The organism is Selenomonas oralis, from assembly GCF_051603425.1.
Classification (GTDB): Bacteria; Bacillota; Negativicutes; order Selenomonadales; family Selenomonadaceae; genus Selenomonas; species Selenomonas sputigena_A.
Genome location: NZ_CP194411.1, coordinates 473,502 through 498,582 on the forward strand (window position 1 = coordinate 473,502; position 25,081 = coordinate 498,582).

The 25,081-nt window shown below is 50.7% G+C and carries 21 protein-coding genes and 2 pseudogenes; 13 read left to right on the forward strand and 10 right to left on the reverse strand.

Features of this window, described 5'->3' with window-relative positions:
- Positions 1 to 64: 64 nt before the first annotated feature.
- The 8 genes from ACRTGH_RS02280 (at position 65) to ACRTGH_RS02315 (ending at position 12,658) form a co-directional block, all read left to right on the forward strand.
- The gene (locus tag ACRTGH_RS02280) at positions 65 to 6,688 is read left to right on the forward strand and encodes a hemagglutinin repeat-containing protein (RefSeq protein ID WP_368847083.1); all 6,624 of its coding nucleotides are present in this window, start codon (positions 65 to 67) and stop codon (positions 6,686 to 6,688) included.
- 28 nt (positions 6,689 to 6,716) lie between these two features.
- Entirely contained in the window at positions 6,717 to 7,052 is a 336-nt protein-coding gene (locus ACRTGH_RS02285; RefSeq protein ID WP_368847082.1) for a hypothetical protein, read from the forward strand.
- A 95-nt stretch (positions 7,053 to 7,147) separates the two neighbouring features.
- Positions 7,148 to 7,972 carry a hypothetical protein gene (locus tag ACRTGH_RS02290; protein ID WP_368847081.1) on the forward strand — a complete coding sequence of 275 codons (825 nt, stop codon included), beginning with the start codon at positions 7,148 to 7,150 and terminating at the stop codon, positions 7,970 to 7,972.
- On the forward strand, positions 7,969 to 8,397 hold the full coding sequence (locus tag ACRTGH_RS02295) for a hypothetical protein (RefSeq protein ID WP_368847080.1): 429 nt from the start codon (positions 7,969 to 7,971) through the stop codon (positions 8,395 to 8,397). Before ACRTGH_RS02290 ends, ACRTGH_RS02295 begins: the two co-directional genes overlap by 4 nt.
- A gap of 2 nt (positions 8,398 to 8,399) precedes the next feature.
- A complete protein-coding gene (locus tag ACRTGH_RS02300; RefSeq protein WP_368847079.1) occupies positions 8,400 to 8,795 on the forward strand; it encodes a hypothetical protein in 396 nt (131 codons plus the stop codon).
- A 10-nt stretch (positions 8,796 to 8,805) separates the two neighbouring features.
- The gene (locus ACRTGH_RS02305) at positions 8,806 to 10,104 is read left to right on the forward strand and encodes a hypothetical protein (RefSeq protein ID WP_368847078.1); all 1,299 of its coding nucleotides are present in this window, start codon (positions 8,806 to 8,808) and stop codon (positions 10,102 to 10,104) included.
- Positions 10,105 to 10,369: 265 nt separating this feature from the next.
- The gene (locus ACRTGH_RS02310; protein ID WP_368847077.1) at positions 10,370 to 10,711 is read left to right on the forward strand and encodes a hypothetical protein; all 342 of its coding nucleotides are present in this window, start codon (positions 10,370 to 10,372) and stop codon (positions 10,709 to 10,711) included.
- Positions 10,712 to 11,125: 414 nt separating this feature from the next.
- Entirely contained in the window at positions 11,126 to 12,658 is a 1,533-nt protein-coding gene (locus tag ACRTGH_RS02315; protein ID WP_368847076.1) for a ShlB/FhaC/HecB family hemolysin secretion/activation protein, read from the forward strand.
- A 64-nt stretch (positions 12,659 to 12,722) separates the two neighbouring features.
- Here ACRTGH_RS02315 and ACRTGH_RS02320 read toward each other — a convergent pair whose 3' ends face one another.
- The 10 genes and pseudogenes from ACRTGH_RS02320 to ACRTGH_RS02365 all read right to left on the reverse strand — a co-directional run.
- Positions 12,723 to 14,345 carry a recombinase family protein gene (locus ACRTGH_RS02320; RefSeq protein ID WP_368847075.1) on the reverse strand — a complete coding sequence of 541 codons (1,623 nt, stop codon included), beginning with the start codon at positions 14,343 to 14,345 and terminating at the stop codon, positions 12,723 to 12,725.
- Complete coding sequence (locus ACRTGH_RS02325) at positions 14,260 to 15,897, reverse strand: recombinase family protein (protein WP_368847074.1); 1,638 nt, start codon at positions 15,895 to 15,897, stop codon at positions 14,260 to 14,262. Before ACRTGH_RS02325 ends, ACRTGH_RS02320 begins: the two co-directional genes overlap by 86 nt.
- Positions 15,898 to 15,923: 26 nt before the next feature.
- The gene (locus ACRTGH_RS02330; RefSeq protein WP_368847073.1) at positions 15,924 to 16,112 is read right to left on the reverse strand and encodes an SHOCT domain-containing protein; all 189 of its coding nucleotides are present in this window, start codon (positions 16,110 to 16,112) and stop codon (positions 15,924 to 15,926) included.
- A 6-nt stretch (positions 16,113 to 16,118) separates the two neighbouring features.
- Positions 16,119 to 16,547, reverse strand: a complete 429-nt coding sequence (locus tag ACRTGH_RS02335) for an RNA polymerase subunit sigma-70 (RefSeq protein ID WP_368847072.1) — start codon at positions 16,545 to 16,547, stop codon at positions 16,119 to 16,121.
- Positions 16,548 to 16,709: 162 nt separating this feature from the next.
- Positions 16,710 to 17,114, reverse strand: a complete 405-nt coding sequence (locus ACRTGH_RS02340) for a phage holin family protein (RefSeq protein ID WP_368847071.1) — start codon at positions 17,112 to 17,114, stop codon at positions 16,710 to 16,712.
- Entirely contained in the window at positions 17,114 to 18,319 is a 1,206-nt protein-coding gene (locus tag ACRTGH_RS02345; protein ID WP_368847070.1) for a hypothetical protein, read from the reverse strand. Before ACRTGH_RS02345 ends, ACRTGH_RS02340 begins: the two co-directional genes overlap by 1 nt.
- 4 nt (positions 18,320 to 18,323) lie before the next feature.
- A complete protein-coding gene (locus ACRTGH_RS02350) occupies positions 18,324 to 18,548 on the reverse strand; it encodes a hypothetical protein (protein ID WP_368847069.1) in 225 nt (74 codons plus the stop codon).
- A gap of 2 nt (positions 18,549 to 18,550) precedes the next feature.
- Positions 18,551 to 20,557, reverse strand: a complete 2,007-nt coding sequence (locus tag ACRTGH_RS02355; RefSeq protein ID WP_368847068.1) for a hypothetical protein — start codon at positions 20,555 to 20,557, stop codon at positions 18,551 to 18,553.
- A gap of 1 nt (position 20,558) precedes the next feature.
- Positions 20,559 to 21,506 carry a hypothetical protein gene (locus ACRTGH_RS02360; protein WP_368847067.1) on the reverse strand — a complete coding sequence of 316 codons (948 nt, stop codon included), beginning with the start codon at positions 21,504 to 21,506 and terminating at the stop codon, positions 20,559 to 20,561.
- A gap of 12 nt (positions 21,507 to 21,518) precedes the next feature.
- Positions 21,519 to 21,701: pseudogene (locus ACRTGH_RS02365) on the reverse strand (hypothetical protein); the annotation flags it as partial.
- 54 nt (positions 21,702 to 21,755) lie between these two features.
- Between ACRTGH_RS02365 and ACRTGH_RS02370 the strand changes: the two are divergent.
- The 5 genes and pseudogenes from ACRTGH_RS02370 (at position 21,756) to ACRTGH_RS02390 (ending at position 24,994) form a co-directional block, all read left to right on the forward strand.
- Positions 21,756 to 21,995, forward strand: coding sequence for a hypothetical protein (locus ACRTGH_RS02370; protein ID WP_368847066.1), 240 nt, complete (start codon positions 21,756 to 21,758; stop codon positions 21,993 to 21,995).
- Positions 21,971 to 22,708: an IS3 family transposase gene (locus tag ACRTGH_RS02375; RefSeq protein WP_368847141.1), complete on the forward strand. Its 738-nt coding sequence runs from the start codon at positions 21,971 to 21,973 to the stop codon at positions 22,706 to 22,708. Before ACRTGH_RS02370 ends, ACRTGH_RS02375 begins: the two co-directional genes overlap by 25 nt.
- 13 nt (positions 22,709 to 22,721) lie before the next feature.
- Positions 22,722 to 23,162: a hypothetical protein gene (locus ACRTGH_RS02380; RefSeq protein ID WP_368847065.1), complete on the forward strand. Its 441-nt coding sequence runs from the start codon at positions 22,722 to 22,724 to the stop codon at positions 23,160 to 23,162.
- Positions 23,163 to 23,230: 68 nt separating this feature from the next.
- On the forward strand, positions 23,231 to 23,752 hold the full coding sequence (locus tag ACRTGH_RS02385; RefSeq protein ID WP_368847064.1) for a hypothetical protein: 522 nt from the start codon (positions 23,231 to 23,233) through the stop codon (positions 23,750 to 23,752).
- Positions 23,753 to 23,902: 150 nt separating this feature from the next.
- Positions 23,903 to 24,994, forward strand: a pseudogene (locus ACRTGH_RS02390) (IS256 family transposase).
- The last annotated feature ends 87 nt before the right edge of the window (positions 24,995 to 25,081 follow it).

Below are 25,081 nucleotides of genomic sequence, written 5' to 3' on the forward strand. Positions count from 1 at the left end.
TTGATTATGTTATCATTAAATCACTTTGCGATAGGTATAGGGATATATGAGGAGGATGCCGAATATGAGAAGAAACGACCTTGCACGAAAGATTACAAGCTGGCTCACCTTGGGCGTCTTTTCGTTGCAGCCGTCTCTTGCTTTTGCTACGGACATCGTTGCCGACGCTTCGGCGCCCGAAGCGCAGCGTCCCTATGTGACGGAGACGGCGAGCGGCGTCCCGCTCGTGCAGATCGCCCGCCCCGACGGCGGCGACGTCTCCGTGAACCGCTACGAGGCGTTCAGTGTCCCGGAACGCGGCGCCATCCTCAACAACGCCTTTCTCTTCTCGAATACACAGCTCGCCGGATATATCGAGGGCAATCCAAATCTCAGCGGAGGTCCTGCACGCATCATCGTGAACGAGGTGATGAGCGACCGGCCTTCGGAGCTGCGCGGATTTCTCGAAGTGGCGGGCACGAAAGCCGATGTCATCATCGCAAACCCGAACGGGATTTACGCCGATGGCGCCGGCTTTTTGAATGCCTCCCGCGCCATCCTCGCGGCGGGACACGTCCTGCACGATCCGTCGGGCGGCTATACAGGGCTTCGCACGGATGACGGCAGGATCGACATCCGGGGCAAGGGGCTTGACGCGCGCGGCGCGGAAAGCGCCGAGATCTATGCCCGTGCCGTTGAGGTGAACGCAGGCCTTTGGGCGAATCATGCAAAGATCGTCGCCGGAAGAAACGAAATCGGAAGAGACGGCAGCATCACCCCCATCGCCTCCGAAACGGCTGTCCCTGCCCCGCACTATGCCATCGACCTCGCGGACATCGGCGGCATGTACGCCAACCGCATCACCCTGATCGGCACGGAAAAGGGGCTCGGCGTCAATCTCACGGGACAGCTTTCCGCCACACAGGCCGTCTCCCTTGATGTGAACGGCAACCTCAAGACCACAGGCAACGTCTACAGTGACGGTGACGTTTCCCTGCGCGCCGGGCAGATCGAAAACACGAATCTCATCTATGGCGGAAAGAACACCTCCATCGACGCCCGGCAGCTGACAAACAAGAGCGGCGGCCGAATCTACGGCGGCACGGTGACGATCCAGGCAGGGAATGTCACGAATGAGACCGACCGTGCTCTTGAAGATCGTCTTGCCTCCGAGGTGCATACGCTCTCGCACCACGCGGCGCAGGTCGAAGCCGCTCACATGGATCTCGCGGCGCGAAACGGCGCCTCCCTTCCTTCGCTTCTCTCCTCTTATCGGGAGAGGATCGGGCAGGCAGAAGCATCTTACGATGCACAGCAGCGCAGAGTCGATGCCCTCCGCGATGAACTCGCATCCCATCCCGCAGGTGTCATCGCCGCACACGACCAGCTCAAGATCCATGCCGATACGGTTCAAAATAGCGGAAACGCCCTGCTCTACTCCGGCAAAGATCTTTCCATTACGGCAAACGAAACAGTCAAAAACCGCGGTGCACGCATCGAGGCGCAGGGCAGCATCGTCATCACAGCGCCCCATATCGAGAACGAAAACGCCGCCTTTGCCGCAAAACGCAGCATCACGAAGGCCAGCATGAACCCCACCAAGATCCGCATCGACGAGCCGGGACACAGCGAGCAGGGCAAGGCGTTCCCTGCGGGGGAGTTCCGGGAAGTCGGCAGCGGCTATGGCGCGTATCACAGCTACATGGCGAAAAAGCCCATCTATGAACGTGCCGCCTATGAGCCTGTGGCGCAGCTTACTCCTGCCGAAATTGCCGCAGGGGAGACGCCGGTTCCCGCAGAAATCGTCGGAACGCTCGCCCCGAACTACGACTATGACGACCCGATCTTCGCCGAGCTCGGCGTCACGTCCATGGCCTCCCCGCGTCCTGCGCACGGAGACCCGGCGCAAGCGGCATGGGATGCACAGTACCGCAGCATCCTTGCGGCGCTCAACGAAAAAATCGACGCGTATAACCGCGAGGCCGAGGAATACAACCGCACGACGGCGCAGGCGGCCGGGCAGAAGATCAACCTGCTGACGTTCATCGAGACGGCAGACGTGCATTCTGCCGAGACGGTCACGTCCTCCCTGCCCGCCGCAATTCGGGCAGGAAACAGCATCACGCTGCACGGCGACACGGAAAACACGGACAGCACCATCAGTGCGGGCGGAACACTTCGCGCGGATGGCGCTCTCACCGAAAACGCCCATATGCAGCAGGAGCAGACCGTCACCCTCGGGACGACGCAGGGAAGCTATACGGAAAGAAGAAGCTGGCTTCATAAAGGGAAAGTACGGAAGTACCATGGAAAAGCCTGTATGACGCCCGAAGTCGTACGTACGAATCCCACGCCCATCGGCGTCCATGTAATCGAGGAGAATGCTGCTGCAGAGTCCATCGAGGACGCGCAGCGCGATCGCGTTGCCCGGACGCTCTCCCCCTTCGGGCTCTCTTCGCATCCGCAAACGGCAGGAACAAGCACAGGCGGCGCAGAGCATCTCTCCCTCAGCGCGCTCTATCGCGTGCATCCCGAGAGCACGGCAAAGTATCTCGTCGAGACCGATCCTGCCTTCACCGACCGGAAGAAGTTCCTCTCCTCGGACTATATGTATCAGCGGCTTCGGTGGGATCCCGACCGAATCCCCAAGCGCATCGGCGACGGCTTCTACGAGCAGCAGCTCCTTGCCGACCAGATTCTTCGGCAGACGGGAAAGCGCCACCTTGACGGCTATACCGATGATGAAACCGCATTCAAGGCTCTTATGGATGCGGGCATTTCCTATGCCCAAAAAATGAATCTCGCTCCCGGCATCGCGCTTTCCAAGGAGCAGATTGCCGCCCTCACCTCGGATATGATCTGGCTGGAGGAGCGTGAGGTCGAAGTCAATGGCAAAAAGGAGCGCGCCGTATACCCTGTTCTCTACACGAAGAACACTCAAGGACTTCGCCTCACCGAGGGCGGCAGTCTCATCTCGGCGCGGAACATCATCGTCGAGACGAAAGATGCGCTGAAGAACGCCGGCACGCTCTACGGGGAAAACATCATCGTGCAGGCGGGAGAGATCGAAAACACGGGACGGATGCGCGGACAGAAGATCGGGCTGAAGTCTGAGCGGGATATCCACGTGCAGGGTTCTGTCATCGGGGACAAAGCCGTTGCCCTTGAAGCCGGGAACAATATTACGGCGGAAAGCACGACGGAGAAGCTCGCCCATCAGGATGTTCTGAATACGACCGCCGGAATCGCTGTGAAGGGCGATGAGGGCGTTCTTGTTGTGAGCGCAGGAAAGAACATCGCTCTTGCGGGAGCAACACTTTCAGCGCTCGGCAAAAACGGCAGCGTGCTCCTCTCGGCGGGAGAAAACATCTCCCTTGACACCAAGAAACTCCAAAGCGAGAAGGATATGACGGCGAATGCGGAGAATTATCTTCGTATCAAGCGCGGCACGGAACTCGGCACAGAGATTCGTGCCGACGGCAATATCTCTCTCGCTGCCGGAAACGATCTGAAAGCAAGAGCCGCCACCATCGAAAGCAAAAACGGCACGGTTTCCCTTTCCGCCGGAAACGACATCTCCCTCACCGCCGGACGGGAAACGGCGGAAGATCACTACGGCATCCGGTACAAGTCGGGCGGACTGCTCTCCGCCAAAACCACCGCCATCCGCACGGACAACGAGACCGATACCGCGATCACGAGCAAGGTCACGGGTGCGAACGTCAGCATCGCGGCCAAACGGGATGCTTCCTTTACGGCGGCAGATATCGCGGCAGATCACGACGTGAAGATTGCCGCAGGACGGAACATCTCTGCTGCCTCGGCGGAGAACGTTGCACATGCGGAGAATTTCAAAGAGGTCAAGAAATCCGGCGTCTTCTCCTCCGGCGGGCTCGGCTTCACCATCGGCACGCAGAAGACGAAGACCACGCACGACAGCGATGCCATCACCCAGCAGGGGACGAACATCGCGGCACTCGGTGGCAGCGTCTCCATCGCTGCAGGAGAGAACGCGCATATCTCATCGAGCAATATCCTTGCGGCCAAAAATGCGACTATCGCAGCGAAGGAAACCATCCTCGACGGCAAGGACAACATCTACCGCGAGAGCTTCACGCAGGAGAGCCGGACGACGGGGCTTACCGTCAGTCTCAGCCATGGCCTCCTGAGCCTCGGGCAGGAGATTGCCGCGCCTTTGCAGCGCCTCGGCGAAGTGAAGGACGACCGCTTGAAGGCCGTCTACGCCTGGAAGGCCGGCCGCCTCATCCATGAAAACTTTGGCAAGGGACAAAACCCACTGAAGGATGCCTCGGGCTTCTCCTTGAATCTCAGCCTCGGCACGAGCAAGACCTACAGCCGCACCGAGAGCACAAGCAAGGAATACGTGGGCAGCGCGATCCGCGCCGGCCGCACAGCAAGCCTCACGGCGGCAGAGCATGACCTTTCTGTCAAAGGCTCCCAAGTTGCAGGAAAGGACGTCTCCCTCAAGGCTAAGGGAGACGTGCGCCTCGAAGCCGGAGAAAACACCAGCGTCACGACGAGCGAGAACAAGACGAGCGCCGCAAGCATCGGAGCCTCCTTCTCCCCGCAAGGCCTTTCCGGCCTCAGCCTAAGCGCGAGCAGCGCAAAAGGAAAGAGCAAGGAAAGCCGCACGTCCTACACCCCCACGGAAGCGAAAGCTGCGGGAACGCTCAAGCTGGAAAGTGGCAAGGATACGAACATCCTCGGAAGCAAGGCCAAGGGCGAAAAGATCGAGGCGAACGTCGGAGGCAATCTCACGATCGAAACCTTGCAGGAAAAAGAAACCTACGAGGAGAAGAACACATCGGCGGGCTTCAACCTCTCTTGGAGCATGAACCAGATGCTCGACCCGGCCGGCTCCGGCAAAATCCTCCGCTCCTTCTCCAAGCCCACGGTCGGTGCATCGGTCAGCAAGGGAAGCCTGGAATCCCACTACCGCAGCGCACATGAGCAGGCAGGCCTCTTCGCAGGGAAAGACGGCTTCGACATCTACGTCGAGAAGAACACCGACCTCAAAGGCGCGGTCATCGCAAGCGAAGCGGAAGCGGGAAAGAACCGCCTCAGCACAGGGACATTCTCTTTCAGCGACCTTAAAAACGAAGCGGACTACAGCTCGAAGAGCATCGGGGCGGCCTACCATCACTACGGCAACTACGACAAGATGAGCCAGAAGGAGAAGGACAAGGTCTATAACACCATAGGCCTCACCCCCAACATCTCCATGCCCGCGAAGGGCGATGCGAAGAGCACGACAAGAGCCGCCGTCGCACAGGGCACGATCAATGTGCGCGACAATCCCACGCAGGATCTCTCTGCCCTCAGCCGCGATACGGAGAACGCACTGAATGAACTGGGGCGTATCTTTGACAAGCAGAAGATCGAAGAGCAGCAAGAGCTTGCCAAGGTCTTCGGCGAAGAAGCCTTCCGCCTCGCCCATAACCTCCCCGACGACGGCAGCGGCCGGAAGATCGCCGTCCACGCCATCATCGGCGGCATCATGAGCCAGATCACAGGTGCTGGCTTTGCTTCTGGTGCGATTGGTGCAGGCGTAAATGAGGCTGTAATCGGCGAGATCAAGAAGATCAAGGATCCCGGCACCGCACAGATCGTCAGCGCGATTGTAGGTGCTGCAGCAGCCAAAGCTGTCGGCGGGAATGCTGGCGCTGGTGCAAGTGCTGCAGCAGCAGGGACGAAGTGGAACTTCTTGTATCGCTGGCAAGAGCGACAAATGCAGGAAGAACTATCCAAAGCAAAAACAGAAGAAGAGCGTCAAACGATTATTGAACGTTATGAAAAAATTTACCAAGAAAATGAGCAAGAACGCAATGCCTACGCAAAGTATTTAGCGGATAATACTTTGCTTAGTGACTATGGGATCCTAAAAGAAGTTAATAGAAAATATGCCGATATCGTAGAAGTTGTAAAAGGAGATGGTTTTGAACTAAGAAGAAACAATCCTATAAACTACAATACAGAACAAACACGTTTTTTCCCTTTTTACCTAGCCGACGGATTAAAAGACGGGTTAATCATGCATGGTGTAGGAACTATTGAGGGTTTTCGTGCAATTGCAGATGATCCGTTTAAAGTTATAAAAGATGTCACAGAAACTCTTGGAGAACTGTTTTCCTCAGGAGAATTAGGGAATTCATTAAAAGATACACTGTATGAACAGTTAAATATCCTAGAGGATGGAGATGCTTATGACAAAGGCTTTATAGTAGGTGCAGTACTCGAAGAGATTGCCGAACTTGCTGTTCCTGAAGCGAAAATATCAAAGTTAAAGTATTTAACTAAAGGAACAAAGATATCGTCAATAGTAGAGATAGAAAAAGGGTTTGATAACTTTTATAGACTGAAAAGGCAATTAGGTGATCCAGGGAAGGGCCTGCAGTGGCATCACATTGTTGAGCAATCACAAATCAAATCCTATAGAGCCGGATTTGCTCCTGAACAGATTCATAACGTAGGTAATGTTATCGCTTTACCGAGCGGAAAAGGAAGCATACATTCGGAGATAAGTAAGATATATTCTAGTAAATATCTCTTCACAGGAGATAAAACAGTTCGAGACTGGTTAGCAACCCAAAGTTTTGAAGAGCAATTCAAGTTTGGAATACAACAACTTGAAAAATTCGGTACAGTAACACTGGACCATGGACATTGGGTTTTTAAACCATTTAACTGACTTCCAGATAAACGAAAGAGGTATACTTATGAAAAAACCTTTGGATTTAATTTCCTACTATATAGATATATGTATGCAGTGGGGATACAGTGAGACCGCAGGTAAAGCAAATAAAATATATGATAAGATAAGGTCAACTGAAAGAAAACTAAAAGAAACGGAAGAGGGGACACAACAACTTATATCTATTTTATCCCACTCTGATGGATATGTTCGGTTGAATGCAGCTTCGACATTATTGAACATAGTTCCCAGAGAAGCAGAAAAGTGCTTAGAGGAACTTTCAAAAGAGAGAGGAACATTGGGCTTTATTTCAGAAATTACATTGCAGGAGTGGAGGAAAGGAACGTTAAAGATACAATGATAATTCTCTAAATACAATGTACTGACACCACAAAATCTGCCATTGCCCCCGGAACCATCGACATCCGCGAGAATCCCACGCAGGACATCTCTGCCTTGAGCCGCGATACGGCGAACTCGCTGAACGAACTTGGACGTATCTTTGACAAGCAGAAGATCGAAGAACAGCAGGAACTCGCCGCCGCCTTCGGCGAAGAAGCCTTCCGTCTTGCCCACAACCTCCCCGACGACGGCAGCGGCAGAAAAATCGCCGTCCACGCCATCATCGGCGGCATCATGAGCCAGATCACAGGAGCAGGCTTTGCCTCGGGTGCTGTCGGTGCAGGCATCAATGAGGCTGTGATCGGCGAGATCAAGAAGATCAAGGATCCCGGCACAGCGCAGATCGTCAGTGCGATTGTCGGAGCTGCAGCAGCTACGGCGGTCAGTGGGAATGCGGGTTCTGGTGCAAGTGCGGCGGCGAGCGGGACGAAGAATAATAGCTTGATCACCCAATTCGATTTTATAAGAGATGGCATACGTAATAATAATTGGGTTTATGAACTTCCTGAAGGGCATTGTGTCTACAGTCTATATTCTGTGGGGCCAACTACGATTATGACCATTATATTTAACGTGGATGGAATGCCAGTTTTTTCCTCGTATGCTCTAGGCGCAGGAATACCAACTCTTCCGATTGGCGGTTCTTTTGGCCAAGGTTTCTTCATGAATTCAAAGAGGGAACTAGTTACAGATCCAGAGAAAATAATAGAAGAAATGGCCGGTTTTTCGGACGGATGGACTTTGAATATTCTAGCTGAAGGAGGAATATCAACAAACTTAAATGGATATCAACTAATTTGTTATGGTATTGGAAGCACCCCAGGAGCAAGTTTAAGTGCAGGATGGACATTCTATGAAGGGAGTAAAGATGATTTTTGAAAAGAGAATTTTATCCCTATATTTGTTTGTATAGTGGTTTGTTTCTGTTTATTGCATGTGCGATTGCATTGACTACTTCCGCTATATTGTCGGTTTACGAAGAAAATTCTGTTAAGGAAGATGGTTGGAATGAATATATTTCCCTTTATCAAGCCATTCCTTTACCGGAGGCATCACAAATTATTGAATTCAAGATTTTCGATAAAGCAAGTGTACCATTCAATATCACCATAAAATATACAAGTGCCAAAAGCTATGAGGATGAACTGGAACAATATTTGCCATTGCTCGAAAAATATCAAATGATAGAAATCATGCAAAAGGAAGATCAATATGAATGCACAGATAAGAGAAAAATTATACACTTTTCATTTAAGAGGCGAGATACTAAATATATTCTCAGGCTTTCAAACGGAAGTTGGTAAAAATGAATAGATCTGTCATAAAATATTCAATCTGTGTTGCAGGGACGGGATTCTTGCTCTTTTGGCTATGGGGCTATTTCTATCATCCGCTGCACTATGGTGGGCATACGGATCAAGATGAGGCTACACTAGCTTATGCTCTGCACGATTTAACAGAAATTCAACAGTGTGATATTATCAACATACAGAAGTCAACTTATCTAGGAGGAGGACGCTCTCTTGCCATCGAGGTGCAAGGAGACTTTAAAGATGCTTTATCTGCCGATAAAATGGCGGAGAATGGCTGGAGAAATATAAAAACAACCGCAAACTCTCTATCTGCCGAAAAAAAGAATTATTGCATAGAAATACAACAAAAGAAAATCCGATATATGCTGATAGTCACTGCAAGAAAATAGCAGCGGCATCATGAGCCAGATCACAGGAGCTGGCTTTGCTTCTGGTGCGATCGGTGCAGGCGTAAACGAGGCCCTGATCAAGAACCTAAAGGGGATAGATCCTGGTACGGCGCAGATCGTCAGTGCCATTGTCGGTGCCGCCGCAGCAAAAGCAATCGGCGGAACCGCCCAAGCAGGAGCATCTGCTGCAGCAAGCGGGACGAAGTGGAACTGGTTAGGAGAAGAACAATATGTTTTTGTTGACGAACTAAGGTCATTGGAAGCGGATGATGAGAGCGAACTCATTGATATTATTGCGAGATATGCAGCATTAAGCAATTTCAAAGCACAACACGGTCTAACAGGAGATGGCGATGATGAGCGAATTACAGCTTCACTATATCCGTTATTGAGAGATTTGATTCCTGAAGAGTATAGAGAAGAATGGTTAAGCAAGGGATTAAACTATACGCTAAATGCAATTGTTTGTATGGATGAACGAACGTATAAAAAAGCGAATGAATATCGTACGCTTATAGAGACTGGCGAACTTAAGACGGAAGACTACCTCTCTTCTTCAAAAGCTCAATATATATTGGATGGTGTAATGGCCAAACAAAAAGCAGACACCTTATTCAATACCAATTCTTCTAATGGTATAAGTGAAATACCCGGCAGACTGTCTGACATTTTTTCTAATGGTATAAGTGAAATACCCGGCAGACTGTCTGACATTTTTTCTGATGATATAGGTGAAATACCAGGTGAGCTGTCTGACCTTGCCTCCGAGATGCTAGGCAGGTTTTCTAACCTTGCTTCCAATACTGCAGCCAGGATATTAGGCGGGGGTTATGCCCTTGCTTCTAATTCATTCGTAGCACAAGAAGTCACCCCTCTTTCACGGGAACTATACAGGCACGCATACGAAGGAGAAGGAGAACCTCTACACTTTGACGCTGATTCTGAAATGAGTTCATTGATAATAAACGGAAAATCCTTTCAGGAACAAGTAACAAAAATAGGAGGTGCAATTCCGGTAGGGGAAACACAATTTCGTGCGATAAGTATAGGTCCAAAGGCGGGCGATCCATATGATTTTCATATGGGACCTGGAAAAGGTTCACTAAATCTAAGAATAACCAGAACTAGTGAAAATTCAGTCCATGTAGAAGGAGTGTTCCAGGACTACTACAATTTTGACCATTGGGGTAAACCAACTCTTAAAGGCTTGATCAATGATGGTGCTCATGAATTGCAAAAGGCAGGGATACTGACCCCATATGAATGGTATTCTGATATTAACACGGATATAGATTTAAGCGGTGAATAAGATGAAAAAATATAATTTTTTTATTTCCTTATGTATCTCTCTACTGCTAGTATGTGGCGCTCTAGTTTCCGTTTTCTTACGGATTACTCTTATACTCCTTATGCTCAGTATTTATGATCTATTCATCATAGATCAACTTCCTCGGGATTTCGAAATATCGTATTGGAAACAGTTAAGAGATTACAGAGTAACATCCGTCCATTCAGATTACCACGAGATAGAAGACTGGGTTTACACCTACGAAAAGAACAAGGAGAAATTGTATGTGAGGGGTGCACATGGCTTTTGGATCATTGATTATGTACATGGCAACATTACTTTATTTGACAAAGATTTAACAAAAGAGGATGTGGATGTTATCAATAGCTATGTTGACACACACAGCGATACAGAACTCAGAGATGATAAACGACCATTTCTAGGACTCTCTAAAATAGTAGCTCACAAAAAAGTATATAAGGACCAGATGAAAATACTTACCCAATATTCCGATTTAACTTATGAAGAACAAGAAATATATCAAAGATTAAGGTCTCCAGGTTATGAAAACACGTCTCCTATGGTCTATGGATCTTTATTCCAGCCATTTGAGTATCTATTTAGATAATCCATTCGTTATGCACATTTTCGCATTTTTAAGGAAACGCTGATAAAATGAAGTCGCCCAGATTTGCACAGATGCGCTGTATCTATCGAGGAGACAAACCGGAGGCGTAGCGGTGCTACGTCGAGGATTTGTCGACGACGAGAGGACAGTGCAGATGTGTGAAGATGGGTGGCTGAATTTATCAGTGGTTCCTTAATACAGGCTTTGTGCATAATGATGACGACAACTTCGATGCGTAAAGTTACGGCCTAAGAAATGTGGTGAAACTATTTGATCCCAGACAAACTCCCATCTGCCCTCCTACTCGCAGCAGCCATCCTCCCCTTATCCGTCTCTCCCGCCAATGCTGCTCCACTTTCACAGCAAGAGCAGCTTGACCAGTCACGAGAACAAGAGGCGGCACGACAAGAGAGGATGCATCAAGAACGCACGGAGGTTGATACGCCCGCTCTTCCTTCTTCACCTCTGTCTGCCGATGCGAACGTCCGATTCCCCATCTCCAAAATCATCCTTGAGAATGCATCCGGGAAGTTTTATTTCCTGCGCCACATCTCCCGTGACTACGAAGGACGCGAGCTTTCTCTCAAAGATATCAACGAAGCCGTCAGCAAGATGAATCGAGAGCTTATGGAGCGTGGCTTTTCCACGAGTCGTGTCGTTATCCCCGAGCAAAATCTTTCCTTGGGAGAGCTGCACCTCGTTTTGCAGATCGGACGCATTCATGCCGTGCGCTTTGCCGAGGACAGTGATACACTCTATACCTACAACCTCTTCCCGTTTCGTGCGGGTGATGTCTTGAATGTACGCGATATCGAGCAGGGGCTTGAGCAGGCGAAGCGCCTGCCTTCACAGGATATTACCGTGAAGCTATTGCCGGCACAGGAGCCGCAGATGACGGATATCCTGCTCACGGTGACACGCGGCAAGAATGTCTACGGCACGATCTCGGTGGACAATTCGGGGCTTGAGGATACGGGAAAGCTCCAGCTTTACGGCAGTGTCGGCGTCGATCAAATATTTCAGCGCAATGATATCCTTCGCGTCGGCATGAATCTAGACGGCGCACAGGACGGCTATGCGAAAGGTACGCGCGGGCATAATGTCAGCTACACGATTCCGTATGGGGCGCATACGTTTACGCTCTCTTACCAACGCTCGAAATACCATCAGACGGTGGAGAGCCGCCCCTACGATTTCATCAGCGCGGGCGATACGAATATCTCGACGTTTTCCTGGGATTATGTGCTGCACCGTTCGTCAAGCACGAAGACGAGCATGGATATTCGTCTGAAGAAGCGCAATTCCCATAGTTTTATCAACGATGTGGAGATCCCCATCCAGGCGATGCACCAGACATCCATGGAGGTCGGCTTTTCCGAGCGTCTCTATATTGATCGAGATACGCTCTATTTTCGTCTGGCACACCGCTTTGGTCTCGGCTGGCTGGGCGCACAGAAGGAAAAGCCCTATGCCGATGCGCCCAAGACGCTCTATCGAATGTGGCTGCTCGATGTAGACTTTGTGCATCCGTTTGAGTTCTGTCATCGTCCCGCAACACTTACAACATCCTTTCACGGGCAGTGGACGATGGATAATATGCGGCTCTACGGGGTGGATATGATCAGCATGGGCAATCGCTATACGGTGCGCGGCTTCGACGGTGAAACAACGCTGATGGGAACGAACGGCTGGTATCTTCGGAATGAGCTTTCGACACTCTTCCCGAAACAGAAGGCGGAACTCTACTTCGGGCTTGACGTCGGCGCCGTCTACGGCTACGGCACGGAGGTCTACAACGGACATGCAATCGCGGGCGCAGCAATCGGTCTGCGCGGTACACTCGCCGACGCTTCCTATGACGTATTCGCCGCTGCGCCCATCATAAAACCCGAGGGATTCCATACGCCGGATGTGACGTATGGGTTCTCCCTCGGGTTGAAGTTCTAGGAAAAGTTATCCTCCGACAGGAATTTCACACAGCTTTGAAAAATTTCTTCGCTGCGCCAAATTTCTAAATCCGTATCTCTGTCCCATCCCGAAACACCACCGTCATGCCCTTACTCACGGTCACGCACTCTACCATGCTCGCCCAAAGCTGGCTGTCGAACACTGCCACTGGCTCAGGCTGCGCTTTGAGCCTCTTGATAAACTCTGCCAATCGCTCCGACTGTGCTTCCTTGGCAGAGATAGCTTCCGTCGCCTCGTCAAACCGAGCCTTGGCGGCATCATATCTCGCCACAAGCCCCTCGTAGTGCCGCTGATACTCCTCCTGATTCTGTGCAATGCGAGCGTTCTGCCTAACGCAGTTCTCCGTCATCTCCACCAATACCGCCAACTCCTGCTGCAGCTTGACTTTCTCCTCCGTGAGAACCGTCGTGTCGCAAAGCGTCTGCTTGATGAGCCGAGCATTCGCGATGATCTCATCCCGCTCCGTCACCAGACGATTGAATGCCTTTACGAAAGCCGTCTTGATTTCCTCTTCCGTCACATGGGGCGTCTGGCATTTCTGCCCGTCATACTTGTTGTTGCAGCGGTAGATGGTGCGTCTGTACTTATCCGTAGAGTGCCAAACTTTAGCACCGAAAGAACCGCCGCATTCGCCGCACCGGATTTTCCCCGAGAAAATGCTCACACCGCTGTATCTCCCGCCCTCCCGTGTGCGTCGCTCCATCTCCCTCTGCACCATCTCGAACACGGCAGGGTCGATGATGGCGGGATGGCTCTGTTCCACGAAGTAGCTTGGCACTTGCCCGCAGTTCTTGACGGCTTTCTTGGTGAGGAAGTCCGGCGTGAAGGTCTTCTGGATTCTCGCGCATCCCGTGTACTTCTCGTTCGTGAGGACACCCCGAATGGTCTTTGCGTTCCATCTCTCCTTGCCCGTGACTGTCAGAATGTGCCGTGATGTCAACTCCTTGGCAATCTTACACGCCGTCATGCCTTCAAGGAAAAGCTGGAAGATGAGCCGCACGGTTTTGGCTTGCTCCTCGTTGATGGCGAGATTGCCGTCCTCGCCCTTGTCGTAGCCGAGAAAGCGCGAGTAGCCGACGGAGAACTTGCCGTCTGCGAACCTCTTCCGCAAGCCCCATGTGACGTTCTCGGAAATGCTCCTCGCTTCCTCTTGCGATAGGCTGGAAAGAATTGTCAAGAGAATTTCGCCGCGAGCCTGAAATGTCCAGATAGACTCCTTCTCAAAGTAGACCTCAACGCCATGTTCCTTAAGGTTTCGTATGGTGGTGAGGCTGTCCACCGTGTTTCTCGCGAACCTCGATACAGATTTCGTGACAATCAGCTGAATCTTGCCGTCCAAGGCATCCTGCACCATGCGGGTGAATCCCTCGCGCTTTTTCATGGAGGTTCCCGTCACGCCTTCATCCGAATACATTCCGGCAAACTCCCAGTCCGAGCGGCTCTGGATGTAGTTGGTGTAATAATCCACTTGGGCGGCGTAGGAGGTTTTCTGGTCTTCGTTGTCCGTGGAGACTCGTGCATACGCCGCAACTTTGCGTTTCTCTGCGCTCGCCAGCGGCACTTCCGAAAATCTATGGATGCTAGCGGGGATGACCGTCACATTCCGCATCGCGTTCACGTCCTTTCCATCGTTTGTATTCCGCTTGCCGCCGTGCTTGTGCGGCATCGAACATCTCCTGTGTCACAAGCGGCTCGTGGTCGTTTTCGATGATTTCTTCCTGTCCACTCTTTGAGAACTGTGCCTTGATTCTCCGAACGCCAAGGTAGAAGTCGCTTGCCAGCGTGTAGGCAATCAGCTTGCGGGATATTTTCCCACGAAAGCTGCCATAGCCGTCGGCTTCCAGCTTCCGTGAGATGTCCGTAATTTGCCAGCCGTCGAGGTAGTATTGGAAAATCAGCCGAACCGCCTCGGCTTCTTTGGGAACAAGCACATAGCCGTTTTTGCTCCATTGGTAGCCGAAGGGCTTCTTATGCGGGTCGGTACGCTTCTTCTCCGCTTGATTGAAATAGTGAATCCTCGCCGTCTTGACCGTACCATCGTAGAAGTGGAATTCCAACACGTCCGTATCGGTGGTGAGGATTTTCTCCACTGTCCGAGCAAATGCAGTTTCGTCAAATTCCGTCAATCCCAGTACCTCGCAGGAAGCCTCCCGAAGCCGATAGCCACGGATGTTCCTCGCGTCGCACGTTCGCTTGCGGATTTTGTCGTAGCAGTGCCAATGCTCCTGCAAACCGTCGTGTCCATTGGTTTTGCACACACCTTTGACAAAGTGCGCTCCGCATCTGCCGCAGATAATTTTTGCCGAGAAGCAGCTGGGCTTTACGATGCGATGTGCTGCCGGATTGAAGTCGTAGCTGTCCTGAATTTTCTTTTGTACCTTATCGAACGTCTCTCGGTCAATGATGGCAGGGTGATTGTCCGTGATGTAGTAGCGCGGCAGCTGTCCCTTGTTCTCAATGATTCTGTGCGTCCGAGGGTTTTCCGTGATGTAGCGCTGCAGAAGGACATCGCCGGCATAGACCATGTTCCGCAAGGCGTAGCGAATGAACGGCACGGATGAAGCATGTCCGTGTTTCTGCAGCCAGCGGGATGTCTGACTGAGCGGAATATCCTTGAGGAAATTGTCGTAAATCACCCGGATGGCATCTGCTTCTTCCTCGCAGATGACGAAGGACTTGCCGTCCCAGCGGTAGCCATAGGCGGCAGCGTGCCATTGCTCCCCTCGCTCAAATTTCTTCTGAATCGACCACTTGGCATTGTCGGATTGGCTGCGGCTCTCCTCTTCCGCAAACCCCGCCAAGATTCCGAGCATCAATTCTCCGTCCGCCGAGAGCGACTGGATGTTCTCCTTCTCGAACCACACGTCGATGCCGAGAGATTTTAAGTGCCGCACGGTTTCCAACAGGTCTACCGTGTTTCTGGCAAATCTTGAAATGCTCTTGCAGAGAACGATGTCGATGCGTCCGACATCGCAATCGGCAAGCAGTCGCTTGAATTCTGCCCGGCGACTTATCCCACCGCCGGAGATACCGCTGTCGGCGTACACCCCGACATAGATCCATTCGGGATTGTTCTGGATGAGCTTGCTGTAGTAACTGACCTGTGCCGAGAGCAAATGGTTCAATCTGTCCGATTCCACGGAAACACGGGCATAAGCTGCCACTTTCTTTTTAGGCGTAAGTGTCGCCACGGTCGGCTCTATGCGTGTAATCTTCAATTGTATCACCCCTCACCATATATCCCTCAACTCGGGCGAGGAGTCAACGGTATTTCCGCATAGATTGAGCCGATCAGCGGCTTATATTTTTCGAGGAAGATTTGCTCCATTTGTCCATACTCGGCTTGGGAGATCAGCCCCTCGGAAAGCATCCGGCGCACCATGCCCATCGTGGCTTGGTACATTTTCTCGCGCTGAAACTGTTCCTTCGTCACGAGAAATCACCTCCGAGTTCCTGCGCTCTTGCAGCCGCCAAACCGCTCGGCGATGTAGCACGCATGAGAGCAGTATTTTCTGCGGCTGTTGCCGTAAACCTCGAAATCTCTGCCGCAATGACGGCACACCAATGGATAGACGGCTTTTCGCTGCACGAGATGCAGATGGCTGTTCCACCACTTCTGGCGGCAGGCATCCGAGCAGAACCGCCGTTTCTTCCTGCCGGGAATCTGCTCCATCGGCTTGCCGCAGCATTCGCAACTCAAGCCAACATCCGCAGCCTGCGGCTTGACTGCCTCCGGCTTTGCTGCATTCATCCTGCGGCAAAAAGATTTCACGGTGTTTTCGGATAGACCAAGTTCCTGTGCGATTTTCTTGTAGCCCTCGCCCTTCCCGCGAAGGTCTTTGATTTGCTTCTTTTGCTCTTCTGTCATGGTGTTCTCCCCTCTCTACAATTGAAAGGACAGAAACCAAGATTTTCAGCGGATGTTTTCATAAAATCACCTCTACAAGAGAGCCACGGCAAAGGTGAAACTTCATGGGTTTTGCTCAAAAAAATAAGCCCGGCAGGATTTCCCCCGCCGGGCTTCGTTCCTTTATCCGAGCATCTGCTTTTCCCGTATCTCCTTCATGGCTTCCTGCAGCTTCTTCGGTACGGGAAGTCCCATTCTCGCTGCATGTCCTACGATGGAGATGCCTTCATTTGATAAGTAGAAGAAAATCACGGCCGAGCGCAGGACGCAGCCGCTGCCGATGATGTGGACGTCGAGCACGTTTGCCACGCCGACGAGCAGGAAGATGGCGACTTTCCGCACGATGCCCTGAAAGCCGATCTCGCTCGACAGGTTCTTGTCCAGCACGGCGCAGAGGACGCCCGTGATGTAATCTACGGCAATGAATACGATCAGCGCATAGAGCAGATGGTCGAAGTCGCCGAGAAACTCGCCGACAAGCACGCCGATGCACGCCGACCACCAGCGAAGGTGCATAAGGTTTTCCATTACGTTTTTCCCCCTTGAATTGCATTTTTCAACGTCTTTTCCCATGTCTGTACGTCCCGCACACGACGGAAGCGGAACGTGTCGCAATCGCCCTCCGCCAGCTTTTGCAGCACGCCGTCTTTGCATAGGTACAGCCCGTTCTCGAAGGGATGAACGACGTCCCATCCCCACTCGGGAGGATATACCTCCGGAACTTGATCCTCTCCTGTGGTGGACATGGAAAGCGTCTGCGTGGTTACGGAATGCACGCCAAGCAGATACTGCCCATCTCCGATGCGGAGAATCGTAAAGCGCGTGCCAAGGCGGAAGCATCCGGTGACGACCTTGTTTCCTGCCGGCGTAAAAATAGTCAGGATGATGCGCTCAGGACGGCTGAGTACATTGGCGGACACTGGCGCATAGCGGTTCCACATATAATAGTAACCATCGTGGATCGGGAACTTCTTGCCCCTCGCGCCCGTAAACTTTTCTATCTTCCGCAGAAATCCGTTTTCGTTAAGGCGTGCATATTCATAGAACAACGGATGCGCACTTGCGGCATTCACATAATACACGGTATTGGTCATTTCCCTGCCGGGTTTCCTGCCGTTATATCCGCCGTCTGTGGAGGCATCGATTTCCAAATAGAAGCCCCAGTTCCCTTCGCAGTCTATATGCCCGCCTCCGGTAATGATGCTTGTGTAGTGCGGCAGTTTGAACATCTCATAATACGGTCTGAGATCATGCGAGGCGATCTCTTCCCCGTTCTTTTCTGCGCGGACAGCGCCCAGAGCGCCCGGCCATATCCCTAAATCATCCTCCACCCAGTAAACGCCCGTGAGTGTAAAAATGTTCCCATAGGCATCCATATCCGCATCGAGGAGCTGTCTCTTGCCTCGCGGATACGGATGCGGCAGAAGATGTGCGGCGTGCGCCCCCAGATAAAGAAGTCCTCTGTAACTGACCGCTGGGAGTCCCGACAGCCGTCGCAGTTCTCCTCGTTGGTAAATGCAGTGCCATCCGCCAACGTAGATGGGAACGCCGCTTTCCCCACGCTTGGCGAGCACAGGCGCACTGCCGCCTGCGGATTCATGCCCGTAGATGCAGCGCCCGTCCGTCCACACCCAGTCGCCGCTGTGGACGCTTCGATTGCCGATGACGGTGAGCCACTTCCCTTCGGAGAGTGCCTTCTTGCCCTCCACAGTGCTCACTCTTGCCCTGTGCATATTCTCACGCTCCCAGAATGATTGCCGTGCCGCCTTTGGAAATCTGCACCCAGACGAGAGCGCCTTCTTCCGTGCTGCAGTCTACGACGGCTTTAAACGAATAGGAGCGCGATCCGATGCGCACCCTGCCGCCTTGAATCACGCCCCTCTGCGCCTTGCCTTCCTGCCGTTCCTTCGTGTCTTTGACACCCTTACGCAGAGCATCCATCAACCCTTGCACGCCGTTCATAGTCAGTACCACCTCGTCATCTTTATGGTTTGCTTGAGAGAGCGCGGCGTAAGTTCGACGGCATTCGACTGCAGGAAATATTCGTTGCCCTCGAATCTTATGCGCTCCGTAAAATCGACGATATGCCCGACATCCGGCACACCGTCTTGAATATTCGCAAAAACTTCCAGCGTGACGGTTTCCTGCGTCTTGCGGTTGAGCCACAGAATTGCCTGTGTCAGTTCCTTCAAGTACGCTTCGCCCTTGACGGGAAATTCCGTATCAATCAGCGAGGTGAAGGGGGCATCATCGTCGTCACGCGAATAGCTGGAGCCGAGACTGAGATTGGACTGCTCAACCGTGAAGCGGCTTGCCTTGCCGCCGGGCTTTCCCTGCGAGAGCGTGCTGCCTTCCAAACTGCCGTCGACGTAGACGATCGTCACATACCAACCGTAGCCCAGTGGTGCGTGGTAGGTAAGGCGCTCCGTTCCGTGCTCGTTGTTCCAGTCCGTCCAGTCGTATTCCGTGTGCTTCTTCCCGTCGTTGATTGGCTCGGTGGTACGCTCCCATTCTTTGACGAGATACACGTCGCGCTTGGTTTCGGCGTAGGTATATTCCGTGCGGCTCGTGGAGCCGTCCTTGTTGTGCGTCTGCTTGCTCGTCAAATATTCGCCGTGATAGGTGTATCGCGTCATGCCTTTCTCATTCGTTTCGCTTGTCAGAAAGCCGTTGTGATAGGTGCGGCTCATCTCTTCCCAAGAGATCGTACCCGTAAAGGGAATCGGCTCGGTATCTTCTTCATTGTAGGCATTTCCTGCCGTCTCGGAAGCGTGACCGCTGTGCCATAGGGAGCGCACGAGGCAACGCTCCACCGTCGGCCTGCCATGCGGCCAGTCCGTGATGTCGAGGACGGACGCTTCTCTGCCCCGTTGGACGATATGCAGCGTATCTTCGCGGATGAACACATTGACCTGCCGCTGCGGCAGCTTCGCCGTCCAACCGAAAAGCGCGGAGATGAAGTCTTGGTACGTCATGCCGCTGTCCTCGAAATTCTGCGACGGCGTGAAATCGTCACACGCCCAACGGAGATGCAAGCCGAGCGCGGCGGCGATGGACTGCGCGTAACCGGAAGCCTGCGCTTCTTTCACGAAGATGCGAATGGCAGAGTAGAGCGTCGCGTCCTTGCTGTACGCGCCTTTCACCGTTTGAAGCAAGTCCCGTTGGAGGGTTTCTTCCACGAGGAAGGAGAAGCGATAGTCGAGTAGCTGACCGCGCACGGCATCGCCGATGGCAAACGGCTGCACCGTCTCCATCTGAAAGCTGTCGGAAAGCGTCATCTCGCCGAGCGTGACGGCAAAGGAGCGGATGCCATGGGCACGGAAGTTGTCGACGATCTGTGATACGGCACGCTTGCTTCTTCTTCCTCGGGATGTTTTGACGTATTCGAGCACATGCGGCACGCGAATCAAGGTGTCAAAACGGACGCACACCTGCGCCACGACGGTACGGCGCAGTGCGGCTTTAGCGAGATTGCCCCTGCCGAGCCTGCGCTGCGTCCTCGCACCCGCTTGATTCCCCACCCCTGGTGTGCGCTTGGTGTCACCACGAACCGTCTCACTCTTGACGACTTCGCGCCCCGTCGCCCCGCGAGAAATGCAATAATTCGGAGACAGCGTGCGATAGGTGTCACAGCGGACGCAGACATAAATGCCGCCGACGCATCTTCGCGTGGCGGCAGAAACGATATTGCTTTTTGCCACGCGCCGCAGGAATCTGGCGCTCGTCCAATCGATGGCGGAAGAAGTGACCGTGCGCCTTGTATCTGCGGCAATGCGGCTGGTGCTGCAAACCTGCCTTTGACTGTCTGCTCTTGCTGCTGCAGTTTCAGTAACTTGGCGTATGGTATCTACGCGCACCGTTTCCCTGTGCTTGGGCGCGGGGATGATTGTAACCCAAATTTGAGGACAGAGATTTTCCTTGCCGTAGGGAATCCACGAAATGAAAATCTGCGGTTTCAGCAAGGCGTTCATCTCATTCCCCCGCTTTCCAGCCGAACTTTCTCCCTGCAAGCTCCGTCAAACGCATGGCTACGGCGCGGCTGTCCACGATGGCGCCTGTCGGCTGACCTTTCAGAATGTGCCTGCCGTATTCCGTAACGGTCTCGCCGTTTTTCTCAAGTGCCGTAAGGGCGCAAAGCCCTTCCGCCGTTCGATAGGCGGGATTGCCGACGAGCGCGATTCCCGTCACCTGAGATTCTTCGCCATATGCTGCAGCCAATGCCGTCGTATCCGCTGTCTGCAGAAGAATCTGCCCTGCAGCCGTCGCCGTATAAATACCGTCGCCGGAGTTCGTCATCGTCGTTTCGGTAATCGTGCCCGGCAGCATGACGACCTGTTCCCTCGGATCGATTTCCCTGTCCGACAGAATAATGTTGGAGATCAGCCCATGTCTGGCAGTGCTCACAATTTCCAGCACCTTGCTTTCTTGGAAGACGCCATCCCCCTCGTATGACTTTGTACTGAGTTCTGCACCATTCACTATGAGGGTTACAGAACCTTCGCGAGTGCCCGGTTTATATTTGACGTGGAAATACAGCGTATTGACGTCGTCCAGTTTGAGGTGCGATCTTTCCTTGAAGTTTTGATAATCCGTACTCCCTGTCACGCTGATTACAGAGCTCGCATGCAAGGTTCCGCTGACGTACCAATCGTCATATCTTTTTGAAATCCTTGCGCCATGCCACCCTGCAAGCGCAACCTTGACCTCAAAATTATCCTCGCTGGAATCGCTTTCACGGTGCAAGTACACGTCAAATTTGCCGTAAAGCTCCGTCACCGCTTCGGCGAGCACAATGCCGCGCTCCTTCTTAGGCTGCCAGAAAGATATGCCGCTCCTGCTGTACTTTTCGCCCTCCACCGTCTTTCCTGTGTCGGTATCGAGCAGGTTGGCATATCCCGGATTGATGTACTTGAACGCCATGCCATCGCCTCCTCAGACTTCTACGATCAGCCCTTCCGCCTGCACGTCAACCGTGGTGTCGTTCTTTGGGCTTTCATCCGACGTACTCGTCGCCTTGACCCAGAAGATAACGTTGCCCTCGCCAACATTCGAGAGGGAAATCATGTCTTTCCAATCAGCGGAAACCAAGACAGTATCTGCCGTGTAGTTGTTATCTTGTGTTGTGGTAAACTAAAGTTGTAACAGGATTGTCGAAAGAAAAACCCTCTAGTGAAAGGAGATTTGATTCTTGTCACAACAACATTAGGAGTCTCAAAAGCAAGCATCTGCAAATGGTGCAAAGAATTCAGCGAAGAATGCCGGAAAAACGCCTCAAAAAACCCAACCGCCCAGAATGATCTGGAACTCATGAAGGAGAATCGCCGCTTGCGCGAAGAACTTGCAGAAGCGAAAAAAGAAAATCTTTTCCTAAAAAAAGCGGCGGCATTCTTCGCAAAAGGAATCGACTAGAGGCCTATCGGTTCATAGACGAATATTGGGATCTGTTTGGTGTTCGGTGGCTGCTGCGACGTTTGGAAATTTATCCGAATGCTTATTACAACCACCGAAAGCACAGACGGGCAAAAGAAGCTACCCGAAAACGAGATATCCTGCATCAAATCCAAACCATATATCATGAAACCAACGGCATTGCCGGATATCGCAGGATGCGGATTTATTTGGCGCGCAATGGCATCGAACTTTCCGCCTTCACGGTTCATAAGTATATGAATACGGAACTGGGGCTGCGCTCCATTGTGCGGCGAAAAGCTCCGAGATATCAAGGCGGTACGCAGCATAAGAAGTTTGAGAATCTGCTCAAACAAGATTTTACAGCACCACAAATCAATCAAAAATGGGCGACAGATTTCAGCTATTTATTTCTCCATGGAGGCGATGTCCGATATAACTGTACGATTATTGACCTGCATGACCGCAGCGTTGTTGCAAGCCTGACGGATCGGCGCATGACGAGTGATTTGGCAATCCGAACGCTTGGCAAAGCACTCAGCAGTCAACGAAAGAGAAGCAAAGGTCTGATTCTTCATAGCGATCAGGGCAGCCCGTACACATCGAAGGAATTCACCGACTCAACACAGATAAGAAGCAAGATCTTGCCCTATAAAACTAAGATGAAATATGGTACGATATTAAAGATATTAAGTGTAAAAATTAGAGTTTAAGAGGTAGCCATTAATGGATTTAAATAAAATATTAGCATTTAGTCAACTCGCAATTGATAGAACCGAGGATGAAAAAAAGAGTTTAGCACGGTTATTAAATATTGATTATGAAGAATATAAAAAAAGAATTGTCGGTAAAGAAAAAGAAGCCGATTTTATTATTATTTTAAAATCACTTGAAGTATTAAAACATTTTGAAGCCTATGACGAAGGATTATCCCATATTACAGGAGAATATACTCCAGATTTTAAAATAGAAATGTGCGACGGCTATGAGATGTTACTTGAGGTAAAACATACAGATAATGAAATATTTAAAATATCACAGGGGAATTTGCAAAAGAGAAAAAAATTTGCAGATAGATATAATTTACCACTGAAATTTGCTATTTCTTTAAAAGGTCTTTGGGGTCTTTTTACTGTTGAAACTTTACTTGCAAAAAAGGTAAATTAACGCTTGATGATTTTAGGGGAGAAAAGGCAATTTCTTGGTTAGATATTGAGCTTGCAACTTGTTCATATATGTTCCAAAGACAAGTAAAAATAAGAAGTGTATATTCAACAAATCACGCTAAAGGTATGGGAATTCAATTTGAACCATATGGTCAATTAATTTCATATGAACTATATTACGGTGATAAACGAATTTTTAGAGCCAAAGGAAAAGGGAGCAAATTCGTACAATATAGTAGGTATCTAGAGGCACTTCAAGATAGAGTTGCAAATATAAACCAAGACATAGAACAACAAGGTGAATTTACAATTATCACAGAGTTTTCTGATAAAGGTGTTGCCAATATTATACCTGAATATGAATTTGTCTTATCACCTATAAAACATTTGTATAAAGAAATGAATTCAAAAAAGATTAAATATAATTCTCAGCTAGCTATTTCTGAATATGAATTTAACTATATATCTATTCAGATGCTTAGACTTATTTTGTCTGAATTAGTGAGTTTAGGCTTAGATATAATTGTTTTTAGAAACAATTATGGATATAAATTTAAGGATTATGCTACGAGTTTTTGGAATAAGTCTTAATTGAATATGTGAATGTCCATGAAAAAGTGAGCCATGTGGTTGCGAATCATTGAGCCGCCATCGAGTGTGTGAAAGAAACTCTGTAAAAAACTTCACACTCGAAGAAACAGGTCTTCTATGATAAAATCTAATCACAGGAAGTCTTTAATTATGGCAGCACATCAAAAAGAAGTTCACAAAGTCAAAATGACCGATGGGAAAATAGCGTTCATTCAGCAACTCTTTCAAGAGTATGACATTGAGAGCACATCCGACATCCAAGATGCACTAAAAGACCTGCTAGGCGGAACCATCAAGGAAATGATGGAGATGGCATTTGGGCTACGAGAAATCCCAAAGCTCCGACAATGAGAACGCACGCAATGGGTACAAAACCAAAACATTAAATAGCAGCTATGGGAGATTTCGGATCGAAGTCCCCCAAGACCGACAGTCTTCTTTTTAACCACAGGTGGTAAACGATAAGATTCTCCCCCACATTGAGGAATGGCAGAACCGCTCTCTTGTCGGCGTTTGTCCAATCGTTTTCATCGATGCCGTCCATTTTTCCGTGCGCCATGACAGTATGGTCAGCAAACTGGCTGCCTATGTCGTTGTAGGAATTAACGACGCTGGGCGAAAGGAAGTCTTAACCGTTGAAATCAGGGAAAATGAGAGCAGCAAATACTGGCTTGGTGTTCTTAACCGCCTAAAAAATCGAGGTGTTCAGGATATCCTGATTCTTTGCTCGGACGGGCTTAGTAGCCTCAAGGAAGCAGTCGCTACGGTCTTTCCGGAAACGGAACATCAGCGCTGTATCGTACACATGGTACGCAATACCCTGAAATACGTGGCGCATAAGGATATGAAGCTCTTTGCCAAGGATCTTCGCAACATATACACAGCTCCCGATGAAAAGACCGCCTTCAAATGACTGGAAGAGGTGGATAAAAAATGGAGTCCTCATTATCCACCAGCCATGCGCAGATGGTATGATTATTGGGATGTCATAACACTGATATTCAAGTTTTCTGTGGGTGATCGCACCTCGTTTTATACCACTAATATCATTGAAAGTCTAACGCATCATACTACCGTAGCTTAAACTGGCAACGAAGCGTATTTCCAAGTGCTCAAGCATTATTAAAAATTCTTTATTTGGCGACATTTGAAGCCACAAAGAAATGGACGATGTCGATAAGGAACTCGAGAAAGACCCGAGGAGGACTGGCAATTATGTATCCAAACAGATTGCCTTATTAATATCCCCATAAATCATAGAAAATCTGATTTACAGACTTTTCTTCACAGCCCGTATTCGTCGTAGATTTATTGGACATTCATGTTACA